The 16,221-nt window shown below is 36.4% G+C and carries 16 protein-coding genes and 1 riboswitch; of the genes, 15 read left to right on the top strand and 1 reads right to left on the bottom strand.

Features of this window, described 5'->3' with window-relative positions; translation table 11 throughout:
* Positions 1-5 precede the first annotated feature (5 nt).
* From ABES02_RS25595 to ABES02_RS25545, 11 genes are all read left to right on the top strand, one after another.
* Positions 6-542: a spore maturation protein gene (locus tag ABES02_RS25595; protein ID WP_430140590.1), complete on the top strand. Its 537-nt coding sequence runs from the start codon at positions 6-8 to the stop codon at positions 540-542.
* Between the two features lie 118 nt (positions 543-660).
* Positions 661-1,413: a 23S rRNA pseudouridine(2605) synthase RluB gene (gene rluB, locus ABES02_RS25590; protein ID WP_430140589.1), complete on the top strand. Its 753-nt coding sequence runs from the start codon at positions 661-663 to the stop codon at positions 1,411-1,413.
* A gap of 83 nt (positions 1,414-1,496) precedes the next feature.
* Positions 1,497-2,021: a thiol-disulfide oxidoreductase ResA gene (resA, locus tag ABES02_RS25585; RefSeq protein WP_430140588.1), complete on the top strand. Its 525-nt coding sequence runs from the start codon at positions 1,497-1,499 to the stop codon at positions 2,019-2,021.
* Between the two features lie 20 nt (positions 2,022-2,041).
* Positions 2,042-3,664, top strand: a complete 1,623-nt coding sequence (gene resB / locus ABES02_RS25580) for a cytochrome c biogenesis protein ResB (RefSeq protein WP_430140587.1) — start codon at positions 2,042-2,044, stop codon at positions 3,662-3,664.
* Positions 3,665-4,849 (top strand): c-type cytochrome biogenesis protein CcsB, encoded by a 1,185-nt coding sequence (gene ccsB / locus ABES02_RS25575; protein WP_430140586.1) that lies wholly within the window; start codon positions 3,665-3,667, stop codon positions 4,847-4,849. It abuts the gene before it with no gap.
* Positions 4,850-5,011: 162 nt separating this feature from the next.
* Positions 5,012-5,728: a response regulator transcription factor gene (locus tag ABES02_RS25570; protein ID WP_430140585.1), complete on the top strand. Its 717-nt coding sequence runs from the start codon at positions 5,012-5,014 to the stop codon at positions 5,726-5,728.
* On the top strand, positions 5,725-7,509 hold the full coding sequence (locus ABES02_RS25565; RefSeq protein ID WP_430140584.1) for an ATP-binding protein: 1,785 nt from the start codon (positions 5,725-5,727) through the stop codon (positions 7,507-7,509). The genes ABES02_RS25570 and ABES02_RS25565 overlap by 4 nt, the downstream gene beginning before the upstream one ends.
* Before the next feature lie 341 nt (positions 7,510-7,850).
* Positions 7,851-8,402 (top strand): RNA polymerase sigma factor SigX, encoded by a 552-nt coding sequence (gene sigX, locus ABES02_RS25560; protein WP_430140583.1) that lies wholly within the window; start codon positions 7,851-7,853, stop codon positions 8,400-8,402.
* A complete protein-coding gene (locus tag ABES02_RS25555) occupies positions 8,377-9,558 on the top strand; it encodes a hypothetical protein (RefSeq protein WP_430140582.1) in 1,182 nt (393 codons plus the stop codon). The genes sigX and ABES02_RS25555 overlap by 26 nt, the downstream gene beginning before the upstream one ends.
* A gap of 350 nt (positions 9,559-9,908) precedes the next feature.
* The gene (locus tag ABES02_RS25550; protein ID WP_430140581.1) at positions 9,909-10,628 is read left to right on the top strand and encodes a peptidoglycan DD-metalloendopeptidase family protein; all 720 of its coding nucleotides are present in this window, start codon (positions 9,909-9,911) and stop codon (positions 10,626-10,628) included.
* 103 nt (positions 10,629-10,731) lie between these two features.
* Positions 10,732-10,863, top strand: a riboswitch (FMN riboswitch).
* Positions 10,864-11,029: 166 nt separating this feature from the next.
* The gene (locus ABES02_RS25545; protein ID WP_430140684.1) at positions 11,030-11,596 is read left to right on the top strand and encodes an ECF transporter S component; all 567 of its coding nucleotides are present in this window, start codon (positions 11,030-11,032) and stop codon (positions 11,594-11,596) included.
* A 117-nt stretch (positions 11,597-11,713) separates the two neighbouring features.
* Here ABES02_RS25545 and ABES02_RS25540 read toward each other — a convergent pair whose 3' ends face one another.
* Entirely contained in the window at positions 11,714-11,962 is a 249-nt protein-coding gene (locus ABES02_RS25540) for a ferredoxin (RefSeq protein WP_024030326.1), read from the bottom strand.
* Positions 11,963-12,208: 246 nt separating this feature from the next.
* On the opposite strand from ABES02_RS25540, the gene ABES02_RS25535 reads away from it, so the two are divergent.
* From ABES02_RS25535 to ABES02_RS25520, 4 genes are read left to right on the top strand one after another with little or no spacing between them, the layout of a single operon-like run.
* Positions 12,209-13,255: a helix-turn-helix domain-containing protein gene (locus tag ABES02_RS25535; RefSeq protein ID WP_430140580.1), complete on the top strand. Its 1,047-nt coding sequence runs from the start codon at positions 12,209-12,211 to the stop codon at positions 13,253-13,255.
* Positions 13,246-14,748 carry a RecQ family ATP-dependent DNA helicase gene (locus ABES02_RS25530; protein WP_430140579.1) on the top strand — a complete coding sequence of 501 codons (1,503 nt, stop codon included), beginning with the start codon at positions 13,246-13,248 and terminating at the stop codon, positions 14,746-14,748. Before ABES02_RS25535 ends, ABES02_RS25530 begins: the two co-directional genes overlap by 10 nt.
* Positions 14,745-15,350, top strand: coding sequence for a CPBP family intramembrane glutamic endopeptidase (locus ABES02_RS25525; protein WP_430140578.1), 606 nt, complete (start codon positions 14,745-14,747; stop codon positions 15,348-15,350). The genes ABES02_RS25530 and ABES02_RS25525 overlap by 4 nt, the downstream gene beginning before the upstream one ends.
* Positions 15,347-16,036, top strand: a complete 690-nt coding sequence (locus ABES02_RS25520) for a LysM peptidoglycan-binding domain-containing protein (RefSeq protein WP_430140577.1) — start codon at positions 15,347-15,349, stop codon at positions 16,034-16,036. Before ABES02_RS25525 ends, ABES02_RS25520 begins: the two co-directional genes overlap by 4 nt.
* The last annotated feature ends 185 nt before the right edge of the window (positions 16,037-16,221 follow it).

Raw genomic sequence — 16,221 nt, 5'->3', positions numbered from 1 at the left:
ACAATATGGGACTGATTTCGGGGTTATCACTCACTTTTATCCCAATATTAATTGGATTTATACTATTATATGGTACATTTAAACAAGTTCCCACCTATGAAAGTTTTGTTGAAGGGGGCAAAGAAGGGATAAAAATTGCCATTTCTATTATTCCCTTTCTTGTTGGCATGCTTGTTGCCATTTCGATATTTCGGGCATCCGGGGCATTAGATGCTCTAATGAATTGGATTCGACCTTTCATGAAATCGATAGGGGTGCCCGCTGAGATTGTACCGTTATTATTCATTAGACCCATATCAGGAACGGCTGCACTTGGCATGACGAGTGATTTAATTGCGGTATATGGACCGGACTCCTTTATCGGTAGACTGGCATCTGTCCTCCAAGGAAGTACGGATACCACCTTTTATGTATTAACCGTATATTTTGGGGCGGTTGGAATTAAAAAAATGGGTGACGCTCTTAAAGTAGGACTGCTCGCTGATGTAGTCGGAATAATTGTATCAATCGTAGTTGTTGCCCTAGTTTTTGGAACCAAGTAGATTCACTATCATGAATCTACTTTTTTAATGTTTAAATAAAATGCCCGCTACTTTGAAAAGTGAAGGTTTTGTGTCATAATTCATTAGGATAGAATGGATTAATTTAGAGGTGAAAAATTTGGAAAGATTGCAAAAAGTGATAGCAAGAGCTGGTATTGCATCAAGGCGAAAATCGGAGGAACTAATTAAAGAAGGCAGAGTCAAGGTCAATGGGAAGATTGTTACAGAGCTCGGTGTAAAGGTGTCTTCTTCAGATAAAGTAGAAGTAAATGAAATTCCTATTTACCGAGAAGAACCGGTCTATTTTCTTCTATATAAGCCAAGGGGAGTCATTTCAAGTGTCAGTGACGACAAGGGAAGAAAAGTAGTCACCGATTTCTTTTCAGAGTTTAAAGAAAGAATCTATCCGGTTGGGCGGCTAGATTATGATACATCAGGTTTAATATTATTAACGAACGATGGCGAATTTGCCAACCTGCTCATGCATCCAAAAAATGAAATTGAAAAGGTGTACATTGCCAAAATCAAGGGAATCCCACTAAGAGAAAACCTAAGAAAATTGGAAAAGGGAATTCGACTCGAAGATGGGAAAACAGCACCTGCAAAAGTAAATGTAGTTTCAGTTGATAAGAAAAAGCAAACAGCGATAGTGGAGATTAGCATCCATGAGGGGCGAAATCGTCAAGTAAGAAGAATGTTTGAGGCAATTGGCCATGAGGTTATCAAGTTAAAGCGGGAACGGTATGGTTTTCTAACTTTAATTGGGCTAAAGGCTGGAGAGGCACGAGAATTGACACCGCACGAAGTAAAACAATTAAGAGCCCTTGCGAATGATGTTTCTAAAAAAAATTCACATAACCGTCACAATTAAGGAATTGGGTTTGCACTATCGATATATTGAAAAATGTTATAATTTAGACTAACTGTGTCAGGAGATTTATTGGAGGGTTGGTTATGAAAAGACGGCGATTATTGATAAGAACAGTGATATTACTTGTTCTAGGAGCGGCCGTTATCTATACGCTTTATGCTAATTTTACAAAAGACAATAAACAAAAAGTGGCGGTTGGTGAAACGGCGCCTGATTTTGTTTTGACAGATATGCAGGGTAACAAGCATCGTCTTTCTGATTACCGGGGACAAGGGGTGTTTTTAAATTTTTGGGGAACATGGTGCCCTCCTTGTAAGAAGGAAATGCCATATATCAATAATCAATATCAGCAATTTAAAGATAAAGGAGTTCAGGTTTTATCAGTAGATATACAAGAATCTGAACTTGCTGTAAATCAATTTGCCGACCGCTATAAACTTGATTTTCCGATAATGATTGATACTGATAAGGAAGTTATGACCGCTTATGGTATCGATCCGTTGCCAGCCACCTTTTTGATTGATAAAAATGGTAAAGTGATTAAATACAATACTGGAGAAATGTCTGAAAGTACGGTAAGGGAATTTATGGAGAAAATTAAACCTTAGGTTACAGGGAGTTTTTTAAAATGAAAGATGTTAAATGTGAATGCGGGCACGTAAATCCTCACGGAACCGTGTTATGTGAAGCATGCGGAAAATTATTGGACGAAAATGAGAATAAAAATCAATTGCTTGATATGCGCTACGAAGGTAGTGCACGCCGCTCACAAACTTATAATAAAACAATCATTGATAAAATTTGGAACTTCTTTTCTTCTGTAAAGGTTGGCGTTTGGCTCATTATTATTACTCTGATTGCTTCAGCACTTGGAACAATCTTGCCGCAGGAAATGTATATTGACCAGCCGGCAGATGTGTATTATGAAGAGGAGTATGGATGGTTTGGAAAATTATATTACCAGTTGGGGTTAAATGATTTATATGGTTCATGGTGGTATTTATTATTAATTGCCATGATTGGCATTTCGCTCGTTATTTGTAGTCTTGACAGAGTAGTACCTTTATATAAAGCATTAAAGGCTCAAAGGGTAACGAGACATGAAGGTTTCTTAAAGCGTCAGCGCGTTTTTGGGGTCAATTCCAATGTGGATGATAGTGACATGGCTGTCATCAAGAACCATCTTAAAGAAAAGCGTTACTACGTACGCGAAGAAAATGGAGATTTATTAGCAGAAAAAGGCCGTTTTTCAAGATGGGGTCCATATGTGAACCATGTTGGTTTAATCATCTTCCTATTTGGAGGGATGCTCAGGTTCATTCCTGGTATGTACGTTAATGAGAACCTTTGGGTAAGAGAGGGCGAAACGGCCCAAGTCCCTGAAACCGGTGACAAGCTATACTTAAAAAATAATCAATTCATTTTGCAGCATTATGATAAAAATAAAGATAAAACATTTGAGAAGGCGATTGAAGAAGCGGGTGAAGTGGTTAAGAATTATCAATCAAACGTTGTTCTTTATAATCGTGTCGGTAAAAATATTCCAGGTGAGAAACCGGAACTTGAAAAGGTAAAGGACTATAAGGTTCGTGTTAATCACCCTTTAACTTATGAAGGATATTCTATTTTCCAAGCATCGTTTAGAAGTGAACTTAATGCCATGACATTTGCCCTGACAAACAAGAAGAGCAATCAATCTTTTGGTGAGATGAAAATCAATCTTCGTGATCCGAAATCAGAATATGATTTGGGTAAAGGCTACTCGGTTAAAATTCTTAGTTATTTTCCAGATTTTGAATTTGGCAAGAACGGAGAACCATCAACCAAGTCAAGAGTACCTAATAACCCTGCCTTTGTTTTTCGAATGATCACTCCAGATAATCCAAAAGGAGAAACGAGTTTCGTTGCAATCAGGCAAACAATCGAACCATCAGGCAATAATACTTATAAAATGGCCTTTAAAGGGATAGAAACAAAAAATGTATCAGGATTTGTTGTCCGTAAGGATTCTTCTTTATGGGCGATCATATTGGGCGGAATCATTTTCATGATTGGTGTAATGCAAGGAGCTTATTGGAACCATCGCAGGATTTGGGTGCAAAACAAAAACAGAGAGGTTTGGATTGCGGCGCACACAAACAAAAATTGGTACGGACTGAAGCGGGAAATTGAATCTGTTTTAACCGATACGAAGCTTATCATGCCTGATGATCAACTTCAAATAGAAAAGCAGGATAAGGAGGTAGTTTAGTTGGTTACAATAAGTAGTAATTTATTATTTATTGCTTTTATTCTTTATTTAGTTGCAACTTTATTTTACGGCGGAGCTATAACATCAAAAAAGGGGTCGACTGAAAAGAAGGGGACCAATCGTTGGGGGAAAATCGCTGTTTTTCTAACAATCACTGGTTTCATTTCACAGCTTGGCTATTTTATTACACGATGGATTGCTGCCGGGCATGCACCGGTAAGTAATATGTTTGAGTTTACAACATTCTTTGGAATGGCTTTAGTTGGTGCATTTATCGTTATTTATTTTATTTATCGGACAACTTTACTTGGTTTGTTTACAATGCCTGTTGCGATTCTGGTTATTGCTTATGCCAGTATGTTTCCAAGGGAAATCACCCCATTAATACCAGCTTTACAAAGTTACTGGCTCCATATCCATGTTACAACTGCAGCAATTGGCGAAGCCATTTTAGCGATTAGCTTTGCCGCAGGATTAATTTATCTAGTTAAGGCTATTGACCAATCGAAGGCAACTAAACGGACTTTTTGGCTTGAGGTGGTTATGTTTTCGTTAGTAACAGTATTGGGCTTTGTTGCAGTATCCTCTACGTTTTCAGGACTTGGATATCATGAAAAATTCACTTGGGTTGATAAACATGGGAATGAAGCAAATGTAGAATATACAATGCCAGCACTAACTGGCCCACATGAAGGAAACCTTTTAACAAAAGAGGGATTTAAACCACTAGTAGAAATGCCAGCAATCATAAATGCAAAGAAATTAAATACAGTTATTTGGTCATTAATGGCAGGCTTAATCCTTTATGGTATTATTCGCTTAATTTTGAGAAAGCGGATTGCTGCAGCACTTAAGCCGCTTGTCAAAAATATTAAGCTTGATTTCGTAGATGAAATTAGCTATCGATCTGTCCTTATTGGATTCCCGGTGTTTACTCTTGGAGCACTTATTTTTGCTATGATATGGGCACAAATGGCTTGGTCCAGGTTTTGGGGTTGGGATCCAAAAGAGGTCTGGGCCTTAATTACTTGGCTTTTCTATGCAGCCTTTATGCATCTTCGATTATCGAAGGGGTGGCATGGAGAAAAATCAGCCTGGCTAGCTGTAATTGGTTTTGTGATTATCATGTTTAATTTAGTAGCTGTTAACCTTGTTATTGCTGGTCTTCATTCATATGCAGGTTAATTAAATAGGTCCTTCACTATTTGTGAAGGTCTTTTTTAAAAGCAATTTTTTTACAAATAGTAATTTTGTCATAATATTGACACTTTTAATAGGAGTAATTCATTGAAAATATAGCAAAAATTGCTTACCTTTTGTAAAATAAACTCCATGGGGGGATTAATAATGGATAAAGACGTGAAAATCTTAGTAGTAGATGATGAAGAAAGAATTCGCCGCTTATTGAAAATGTATTTAGAGCGTGAAGAATATACCATTGATGAAGCAGAAGATGGAAATGAGGCTTTAACAAAAGCGTTGGCAAATGACTATGATGTCATTCTCCTCGATTTAATGATGCCAGGCAAAGATGGAATTGAGGTTTGCCGCGAGCTAAGGGACAAAAAAGCTACTCCGGTCATTATGTTAACGGCTAAAGGTGAAGAGGTAAATCGCGTTCAGGGGTTTGAAGTTGGAACCGACGATTATATTGTGAAGCCTTTCAGTCCAAGAGAAGTGGTTTTACGTGTAAAAGCACTTTTAAGAAGATCTTCGCAAACAAGCTACCTGCAAACAGAAACAACAACAAAAGATGTTATTGTGTTTCCACACTTAACAATAGATAATGATGCCCATAGAGTGACAGCTGACGGTAAAGAGGTGAGTTTAACACCTAAGGAATATGAATTGCTTTATTTTCTTGCAAAAGCACCAGATAAAGTATTTGACCGTGAACAGTTATTAAAAGAAGTTTGGCATTATGAATTTTTTGGTGATCTGCGTACCGTTGATACGCATGTAAAGCGTCTCCGTGAAAAGTTAAACAAAGTGTCTGAGGAAGCTGCAAGAATGATTGTAACAGTTTGGGGCGTAGGGTACAAATTTGAGGTAGTTAATGAATGACCTTTTTACGAAGTGTTGTAGGTAAACTTTGGTTTACCATTCTTTTATTAGTATCATTTGTACTATTTATCTTAACTGTCATGCTTTTGGAATACACCCAAAACAATAACATCAAGTTAACAAAAAATGAATTAACACATACAGCTGAAAAAATTGCCCGTGTTCTGGAAAACCATCCAGATGAAAAATTTCCGTTAGGGTTAGAAATATCTTGGGAGATCATCGATAATGATACCAAAGTGTTAATTGTAAAAAACAATCACGAAATATATTACTCTCCTAACACGGAAAAAGGAAAGAAATTATCCATTACTGATATTAAAAGTGACTCGGAATTATCTAAAGTATTTAATAAAAACATCACTGTCGAAAAAATCTCAAACCTCTCTTCAAATAAAAACAAGAATAATGAAGATGCTAATTATTCAATTATTGGAGTACCTCTTCATTTAACGGATGATAAAAATGGCGCCGTTTTTATTTATCAATCCTTGGAAGATATGCAAGAGACATCCCGCTCTACAACAAGATTTATTTTACTTGTCGCGGCTGTTGCAATTATTCTGACAACTATTTTTGCCTTTTTTTTATCAACAAGAATAACAGCGCCATTAAGAAAAATGAGAGAAGCAGCCTTTGAAGTGGCTAGAGGGAAGTTTGATACAAAAGTTCCCATTCTTACCCATGATGAAATTGGAGAACTGGCTACAGCTTTTAATCAAATGGGACGGCAATTGAAGTTCAATATGAATGCTCTTAGCCAGGAAAAAGAACAGCTTGCTAGTATCTTAAGCAGTATGGCAGATGGAGTAATAACCTTTAATCGCGATGGGACAATTTTAATAACAAATCCACCTGCAGACAGATTTCTTCAATACTGGTACTATGAAAAAGGTGAGTCGGAATCTGGTTCAGAGGCTATTCCATCGCAAGTAATGGAACTTTTTCAGCAAGCGGTTGATACGGAAAAAGAACAGGTTGGGGAGATTTCCCTTCAAGGCCGCCATTGGGTTATTCTCGTTAGCCCTTTATACAGTAATCGGTTTATTCGTGGGGCAGTGGCTGTATTAAGAGACATGACGAAGGAAAGACAATTGGAAAAAATGAGAAAAGATTTTATTGCCAATGTTTCTCATGAACTTAGAACCCCAATTTCGATGTTACAGGGCTATAGTGAAGCGATTGTTGATGATATTGCTGAATCACAGGAAGAGAAAAAGGAAATGGCGAAGGTTATCTATGATGAGTCCCTCAGGATGGGACGGCTTGTAAATGAACTTCTAGACTTAGCGAGAATGGAAGCAGGACATATCCAATTGACGATCGATGAGGTTAATCTATCTTCCTTCATTAATAGGATTATTCATAAATTTCAAGGACTGGCTAAAGATAACGATATTCAATTGCAGGCTGATATAGATGATCAAATATCCTCAGTTTCCTTCGATCCAGACCGAATTGAGCAGGTATTAACAAACTTAATTGATAATGCCATTAGACATACTCCAAAGGGCGGTTCTGTTAGGTTAAACGTATCGTCAGAAGAAAAGGGAATTAGGATGGAAGTTGCAGACTCAGGTTCTGGAATACCAGAAGAAGATTTACCATTCGTTTTCGAACGTTTTTATAAAGCCGATAAAGCAAGGACACGGGGAAGAGCAGGTACCGGTCTTGGACTGGCTATTGCCAAAAATATTATTGATGCCCACCGTGGACATATTTCTGTTCAAAGTAAGCTTGGACATGGAACGACATTTTCCTTTTTGTTACCCCGAAAATAGTAAAAAGAACAAGTATTTTGCCGATTGTTCTTGATTCACGAGAAACATTTAAAGTTCATCCAAATTGGATGGGCTTTTTTTAATGGCTCTGTTAAAGATCTATGTCAATTTTGTAACTCGTTGATTGGAGCGGAAGGCGCGAAGCGACGAGGAGGCCCACCGTACCGCCCACGGAAAGCGAAGTGCCTGGAGCGGAAATCAACAGCAAGGTTTAATACAACCTTTTAAATAAAGGCTTCCATTAAATACCTTCCTTTTTGTCATGAAAAAGACTATATTAATAGGGTGAAACCTTTTATACATAAATATCGACTAATATTAATGAACGGGGAGGGGAATAGATGGACTCCGTTTTCGATGAACTTTATCAAAAATATCATCATGACGTATTTCAATTTCTATTTTATATGGTCAGAAACAAAGAACACGCAGAGGATCTAGTTCAGGAAGTTTATATAAGAGTATTTAAATCCTATAATCGCTTCGAGGGGAAAAGCAGTGAAAAAACCTGGCTCTTTTCAATAGCGAGGAATGTGGCAATTGACTTTTTTCGTAAACAAAAGGGTTGGAAAGAAAGAGTACTCGAAAAATTTGATTGGTCAACCAACCAGGTAAAGGATGACTACCCTATTCCAGAGGAGATAACTGTTCAAAGAGAAGAAGTTAAATGGGTTTACAAATGCTTAGAACACTGCACAATGGATCAACGAGCTGTGATTATTTTACGATACTTACAAGATTTATCCATTGCTGAAACTGCAAATGCCTTAGGGTGGACCGAAAGTAAAGTAAAAACAACTCAGCATCGATCATTGAAAGTTTTAAAGAAGCATATGGAAACGTTTTATGAAAAGGAGGGATTAAGTCGTGAAAAAGTCAGAGTGGAGCGATAAGCAGCTCGAGGAATTATTAAGGCAAATGCCAAAAATACAAGATCATCGCGATCCTCGTGACATTTACCAGAATCTTTCTATAAAAAAGCGCAAATCGATATCATGGTTATTACCTGGTATCGCTACTGCAGCAGCCTTGCTTCTTTTTCTTATATTAGTGCCTAATTTAATGAATCGAACAAATTATTCCTTTGATAATGCTCAGGAAAAAAAGTCTATGGAGCAAGCGGAAAGTAAAAAAGATGCAGGCATTGCAATGGATAAAACTAATACCTCCCAAAAGGAGAAGGTGTTTTCAGGTACAGCAAAGGCAGAGCTTATGAGAACGGAAAGCTTAAAATCTGCCGTCTATGACGATGAAGTGGGCAATGGTAAGGTGCTAACTTACTGGATACCCGACCAGCAGGCTCAGATTCTCATACCTGTTTCCACTATCGTTCCAAACGCAAACGACAAATCTTGGATCTCGGTTTTTGCTGAAAAAATGGCTAATCTAAAAGAAACTGAATGGGGCTTAAGTGATTTCTATCCGCTGAATGCGACATTTCAGCTCGATAAAAATAATAATAGTGTCATTGTTGACCTGCCTTCGAACCACTTATACGGACAAGGATCGGCTACTGAAACAAACTTTATAAATGTCTTACAAAAAGATATTGCATCAAATAGTAATATTAAAAAGATAAAGTTTACAACAAATGGTCAACCAGGCATTGAATTAGGTAATTACGGAAGACAACAAGAACATAATATTGTTATCGATAAGAATCATGCTTTCCTGTTTTATTATCCTGCTGGCAGTAAATTGCCATATTTAACTCCATCCAAGAATACCTATAAGGATTTCGGCACTGCTTTGGAAGCGATGAAGTCGGACCAACCTGAATTTGGATTGAAAAGTTCTTTAATACCCTCATTGAAGATTTATGATATGACAATTTCGGATAAAACCTTATTTATTTCTATTAAAAGTGATTCATCTTTAAAGGATAATCAACTCACTTTATACTCTTTTGAGGCATTGATGCTGACTGCGAAAGATTTTGGAGTTGAAAAGGTTATCGTAAAGAATTCTCCTTTAAGTCATATAGGCCCATTTGATTTATCTAAGGAAATTAAGGTGCCAATCGCTCCTAATATGCGCGACATCCAATAAAAATGAAATCAACCACTAGCGGGTTGATTTTTTTATTTAAGCTATTTTCGCAAAGATTGTTGTTTTCCGAATAAGTTTATCAACCCGTATAACTAGAAGCCTCGTGGCATCTTTTCGTAAGAACATTTGCGAAAATTGCCTAGAAACTTAGTAAATAAACCTTATTAAGTTTCAGAAACAACAAAGCTTACGAAAAGAGCCTTTATTTATGAATAAAATAGTGACTGTCTCCAAATTATAACAAGTATGCTCAAGCTCAACTGCCGTAAAAAGTCCCTAAGTTCTAAACTAGAACCTGGGAACATATGGTTTGGAGGAGAGTAGAAGAATTAAGGAGGAAAAGTATTAAAATGCGTGATTACATAAAGAGGTTTTTAATTGCCATTATTATGGCGCTTTGTGTGAGTTTATTGTTTTTAGGTGGAAAACATTCACAAGCTGCAGGTTTGAACGAAATGAAGGAACATTGGATTTGGCCAGCGGATGGAGTTATCTCTGATACATACGGAACAAGACAAGGAAAACATAAAGGCATTGACATTGCTGGGAAAATGGAAACACCAATACTTGCAGTGGATGATGGGGTTGTAATCAAATCTTATTTTTCGAATACATACGGAAATGTAGTGTTTATAATACATCCAAGTAGGATTGTAACAGTTTATGCGCATTTAAATAGGCGTAATGTTTTTGTTGGCCAAAATATAAAGCAAGGTGATGTCCTAGGCAAAATGGGGAAAACCGGACAAGCCACTGGAATCCATCTTCATTTTGAAACCCATGAGTTAGAGTGGAGATATGATAAGAAATATGCCATCAATCCAGAGAGGCTTTTAGGAAAAGCAGATGTGGGGGAAACGGTTCAAGGTGGAATTGCCAGCATGGGCAGGGGGGTTTTAGAGGCAAGCACACATGCAAAACCGGTGATAACTGAACAGTATGTTGTGAAACAAGGGGATACATTGTTTTCAATCTCTAAAAAAAATAATGTTTCTGTGGATAGAATAAAGCAAATCAACCATTTACGGTCAGATATGATTAGACCGAAACAAATATTAATAATTGAATAAGTAGCTATTTGACCCGTAACTTTTTTCGTTTACGGGTTTTGTAATTTTTATCACTTAACAAAATACCATTTCTCAAGTATAATAATTTTATAATTTCATATCGATCTATCTTCGGGGCAGGGTGAAATTCCCGATCGGCGGTATTAGAGTAATACTCTTAAGCCCGCGAGCCTTTTTGGCAGGATTTGGTGCGATTCCAAAGCCGACAGTATAGTCTGGATGGGAGAAGATAGAGGTTCTGCAAACATTCAAAAATAATTGTTTTTCGAGTGTTTATTAAGCATGCCTTTGTTCTCCCTCAAGTGATTTTACTTGGGGGATTTTTATATACAGGGCATCTGTTGCTGAACCTCTCTTCCTAACGTGATGGATCAAAAAAAGGAGAGAGGAAGTTGAAGAAAATGAAAAGAACAAACGTTAAAGCACTTGTATCAATTGGAATGCTGAGCAGTATAGCCTATTTATTAATGCTCATTTATTTTCCACTGCCACTATTCCCAAATTTCTTGTCTGTGGATTTCAGTGATATCCCAGCATTGATTGCAGCATTAATTTTTGGACCGATTGCAGGAATTGTAGTTGAGTTTCTCAAAAATGTACTTAATTATTTTGCGACAGGCAGTCCTTCAGGGATACCGGTAGGACATATCGCCAATTTTCTTTCAGGAATTATGTTTATCCTGCCTACCTATTTTGTATATAACAAGATAAAAACTAGAAAAGGCATGACAATAGCTTTAGTCTTCGGAACGATTACAATGGCAATTATGATGAGTATCTTAAATTACTTTATCATTTTACCAGCCTACACAGCTCTAATGGGTTTTCCAGATATGCGCAATGTGGTGGTGCCAGGTATCTTACCGTTTAATATTGTAAAAGGTGTCATGATGTCCGTCATCTTTATGTTGATGTTCATTAAGATGCAAGCATGGATTAATAAGTTGACAATCGTGAAAAACGCATAAATTGAAATAAAGGCAACCTGAGTGAAATCTGGTTGCCTTTATTTGTGAAAAATGTAAAAACCCTCACCTATCATTAGGCAAGGGCTAGTAGCTTAAGAATATATTTTTGACAAAATATTATTCAAATTTAGTTGGATTACCATCAAATGCCTCGTCAGCAACCTTAATGGAATCAGTAGGGCAGCCTTCAAATGCATCCATCATGTCATCGATTAATACATCTGGAATTTCAACGATACCTTCATTATCGTCAAGAGTTACGAATGCAATGCCTTCATCATCGTAATCGTAAATATCTGGTGCTGCTGCGCCACATGCGCCGCATGCGATGCATGTTTCCTTGTCAACAATTGTGTACTTTGCCATGAAAAAAAACCTCCCAGTAATATAACAAAAATTATTCCATAGTATATGGAAACGCATTACTCATATCTATTGTAAAACTGTATGAGTAACTTTTCAATAGAAAAATCGTTTTAAATAAATCGGTTTGCATTTTTTGTCTCTACCAACACTTTTACATTTTGGAACAACATGTTTCGACGTTTCATGTTAAAATAAGAAAGAAAAATAGGAACATTGTCGATACCTTTTGAAAAAGTGGTGGGTGGGATGAATCATTTTGAATCAATTCTTCTATATTGTTTAAAGAAATTGAATAATGAAAGGACAATATATTCCATTTTTCATCTATTAAATGGAAAAAAATCATCCCAAACTATCCAAGACGCTCATTTATTTTCACTTAAAAAATTCTTTGGAATTTACGATACTCTAACTCGTGAATCCTTTGAAAATAAAATTGATACTATGTTAGAAAAACAGTGGATTAACAATTCCGGAGAGCACCGATTTATTATTACTCCTAGTGGAGAGCTATATTTAAATAACAATCAATTGCCTCAATATCTTAATGGTTGGAGCTATCACCTGTTTACTACTTTATTTTGGGAAAGGTTATCATTATTAATACAGGTTGCTTCGAATTTTGTGTATCAAGAAACCAAATATAGCCCCATTCAGAAAAGCAAGGATGTTCATATATGGTTAAAATCGTTATTAAAGGTTATCCAAGTACCGAGACAAACAATAGGTAAAAGAGTATATTCCGAGCTAGTTGAATGTTTTACTGGTGCTAATGATATTGATCCATCGGTCATCATCTTTAGATTAACAGGTTTTCAACAAATTGGTCTGACTTCTAGTCAGACTGCTAAAAAGCTAAAAATGGATATTCATGATTATGATATTGAATTTGTTAATATCCTTCATTATTTAATTAATAAGATTAGCAGCGATACAATACAATATCCAATCCTATCGTCTCTTATCGACCATTTAGAACAAAGTAATGAATTAACGCTGTCCTCAAGGAAGACTTGGAATCTTTTTAATCAAGGTTATTCTCCTGAGGTGATTGCCGATAAAAGGAATTTAAAAATGAGTACTATTGAGGATCATTTTGTTGAGTTTGCCCTACACTTGGATGATTTTTCTATAGACGACTATGTGGATAGAAATTTACAGGAGATAATCCTGGAAGTTTCACGGCAATCTGATACTCGACAACTTAAGTTGATTCGGGACAAAGTGAATTCTGTTAGTTACTTTCAAATAAGGTTAGTGTTGGCGAAGTATGGTGATCGATCATGGAATTAGAAAAGCTTTTAAAAGAACATTTTGGTTATGAATCATTTAAAACCGGGCAAAAGGAAGTAATTTCATCCCTATTAGCAGGGCAGCATACCTTAGCCATGCTCCCAACTGGTACAGGGAAATCCTTGTGTTATCAACTTCCAGGACTTATCCTAAGCGGGCATGTCTTAATTATTTCTCCACTCCTTTCTTTGATGCAGGATCAAGTTGAGCAATTTAAGCGTTTTGGTGAAAAAAGAGTTGTTGCTTTGAACTCTTTTCTAACTCAAGAGGAAAAAAATGATGTGCTGCGCAAGTTAAATAAATTTAAGTTCATCTTTATATCACCGGAAATGTTGAAGGTTCCTTATATTTTACGAAAGTTGAGTGAGTTAACTATTTCGTTATTTGTAGTAGATGAAGCCCATTGTATTTCACAATGGGGATTTGATTTCCGCCCTGATTATTCCAAATTAGGAGATATTCGCCGAAAGTTAGGGGAACCTCTTACACTTGCTTTAACTGCAACAGCAACAAAACAAGTGAGACGGGACATCATTCAATCACTCGGTATTGACAATCTACGAAAAGTAGAATCCACTATTGATCGTCCGAATATTGCTTTAATGGTAGAAGAATTAACTGATTACCATGAAAAACAAAACCGAGTAATAGACCTTGTTTCAAAGTTGGAGAAACCAGGCATAATTTATTTTTCAAGTAAAAAATCAGCCGAACAAATGGCTTCTATCATTGCAGAAAAAGGAATTTGTCAGGCAATGGCCTATCACGGAGGTCAGGACCAAAATACAAGAGTCTTAATTCAACAGCAATTTATTCATGGTCAGCTTGACGTCATCTGTGCAACAAGTGCGTTTGGAATGGGTGTAAATAAAGAAAATATCCGATTTATCATTCACTATCACATGCCAATGCAAATTGAATCATATCTTCAGGAAATTGGCAGAGCTGGCCGTGATGGGAAGCAAAGTATTGCTATTTTACTCTACTCACCTGGGGACGAGCAGCTTCCCATCCAGTTGGCAATGGGAGAACTACCTGCTGACCAGCAAATTGATTGGCTATTCTCGAATATAGATAAGGAAAGTTCTCATATGGATGGAAAGCATCGTCTAAATAATCACTTAAAAGAGCTTGGAGGTTTTAATGAAATTCAGTGGCGGATAATGGAGGAAATGATTAATGATACACCCCAAGTCAGTCAAACAGAACTTCAAAAAACCATTAAGTTATTTGTGAAGAATAGACTAGCTGCAAAAATAAACAAAATTTTGCAAATGAAAACATTGGTTGAATTAAAATCGTGCAGAAGAGAATTTATTTTGCATTATTTTGATGATGAATTGTCAGATAAAGTTATTCCATGCTGCGACCAGTGTGGACTACAGCTGAGTGACTATCAATCTTATAGTAACCAACCAATAGAAATTAGAGCTAAAGAGTCATGGATGGACTACCTAGGGAAAATCTTATTGAAGAATGAGCTGAGAGAATGAAAAAGAAGTATAATGAACTGATAAAAAGCCTAACGGACAAAGAATTGCTTCTTCACCTCTATCTGACGCAAATCATACTTTTAGCTATTTCGTTTATTTTAGGGGTTATTCTATTTGATCAATTCGCCTATTTAAAGCAGTTACAATTAAACGACTTTAATATTATAATAATCGGTCTTCCAGCAGGTATAGCAATTGTTATAATCGACTTAATCTTAATGAGATATTTACCGCCCTCTTTTTATGATGATGGGGGATTAAATGAAAGAATATTTAAAAATAGAAACATTCTTCATATTCTCATGATTGCCGCCTTTGTTGCTTTTAGTGAGGAACTTTTATTTCGAGGAATCATTCAAACAAAAGTCGGGCTTTTATTAGCAAGTCTTATTTTTGCAATCGTTCATTATCGCTATCTTTTTAATTGGTTCTTATTTTTAAATATTGTCGTCCTAAGTTTTGTGATCGGTATGATTTATGAGTGGACTGATAATTTGGCAGTAACGATAATGATGCATTTTGTAATTGATTTTCTGTTAGGCATTTATATAAAATTTAGGCGTTCACCAGGTAATGTTGATGAGAAAGGAGTTTCCACGTGAATAAAGAGGAACCATATCGTGATCAAGCTGAGAGATTAAAACAGCGGATTCAAAAAATTAATGAAAAAATAGATGACACCGACCAGCTGCCGCCTAGGGAGCAGTTGCATCGACAGAAAAAGAAGAAAACAAAATGGAAGCTTAAATACCCGGTCATTCGTTTATTGGTTCTTTTCTTTATCCTTCTTCCTGTTATTATTTTTAGTGTTATATCATATTTGGATGGAAAGAAAATAAACAATACCGTAAAAACCTCAAATGATTCTGTCGGTTATGAAACTATTAATCTAGAAAAAAATGATAGTGAAGAAAAAGATAAACAGGTGGAAGAGGAGCAGGCAGTAGTAAATCAGGAAAATACCGAAACCACTAAACCTGAAGAAAATAGTGCACAAGTAAATTCTCCTGATCAAGGCTCTAGCGCGAATCAAAGAATATCCGATAATAAGGCAGGAGATAAGAATAGCCAGCCTGTTCAGGAAACAAAAAAGAGCCCATCACCCACTATTATTCCAAAAAAAAGTAGAATTGTTTATCATACAGTTCAGCCTAAGGAAACGTTATATCATATCGCAATGGAGTATTATCATTCACAAACAGGGATGGAGATTATTAAACAGGCTAATCATATTCAGGGTGATAGTATAAATGCAGGTCAAGTTTTAAAAATACCATTAAATAACTAACCGATCTTTTTTTAGATCATCGGATTGTCGAGAAATATTACTTTTCTCGGCAATTTTTCATTTTTATAAAAAGATTGTCCATGCGACTGGGCCTGTTGATTTCCGCTCCCCGGCACGCCCGCGGAAAGCGAAGCGCCTGGAGCGCAAATCAACAGACTAGTTGAAAATCCTATTTATTAATATTT

The organism is Neobacillus pocheonensis (genome assembly GCF_050477905.1).
GTDB classification, from domain to species: Bacteria; Bacillota; Bacilli; order Bacillales; family Cytobacillaceae; genus Neobacillus; species Neobacillus pocheonensis_A.
Note: the sequence above shows the minus strand (reverse complement) of the source record. Positions and strands in the feature narration are given on the sequence as shown.

Bases quoted from the DNA above. Each gene is read 5' to 3' on its own strand.
- ABES02_RS25595 (WP_430140590.1), top strand. From the start codon at position 6: ATGGGACTGATTTCGGGGTTATCACTCACTTTTATCCCAATATTAATT.
- resA (WP_430140588.1), top strand. From the start codon at position 1,497: ATGAAAAGACGGCGATTATTGATAAGAACAGTGATATTACTTGTTCTA.
- resB (WP_430140587.1), top strand. From the start codon at position 2,042: ATGAAAGATGTTAAATGTGAATGCGGGCACGTAAATCCTCACGGAACC.
- ABES02_RS25570 (WP_430140585.1), top strand. From the start codon at position 5,012: ATGGATAAAGACGTGAAAATCTTAGTAGTAGATGATGAAGAAAGAATT.
- ABES02_RS25565 (WP_430140584.1), top strand. From the start codon at position 5,725: ATGACCTTTTTACGAAGTGTTGTAGGTAAACTTTGGTTTACCATTCTT.
- sigX (WP_430140583.1), top strand. From the start codon at position 7,851: ATGGACTCCGTTTTCGATGAACTTTATCAAAAATATCATCATGACGTA.
- ABES02_RS25550 (WP_430140581.1), top strand. From the start codon at position 9,909: ATGCGTGATTACATAAAGAGGTTTTTAATTGCCATTATTATGGCGCTT.
- ABES02_RS25545 (WP_430140684.1), top strand. From the start codon at position 11,030: ATGAAAAGAACAAACGTTAAAGCACTTGTATCAATTGGAATGCTGAGC.
- ABES02_RS25540 (WP_024030326.1), bottom strand. From the start codon at position 11,962: ATGGCAAAGTACACAATTGTTGACAAGGAAACATGCATCGCATGCGGC.
- ABES02_RS25535 (WP_430140580.1), top strand. From the start codon at position 12,209: ATGAATCATTTTGAATCAATTCTTCTATATTGTTTAAAGAAATTGAAT.
- ABES02_RS25530 (WP_430140579.1), top strand. From the start codon at position 13,246: ATGGAATTAGAAAAGCTTTTAAAAGAACATTTTGGTTATGAATCATTT.
- ABES02_RS25525 (WP_430140578.1), top strand. From the start codon at position 14,745: ATGAAAAAGAAGTATAATGAACTGATAAAAAGCCTAACGGACAAAGAA.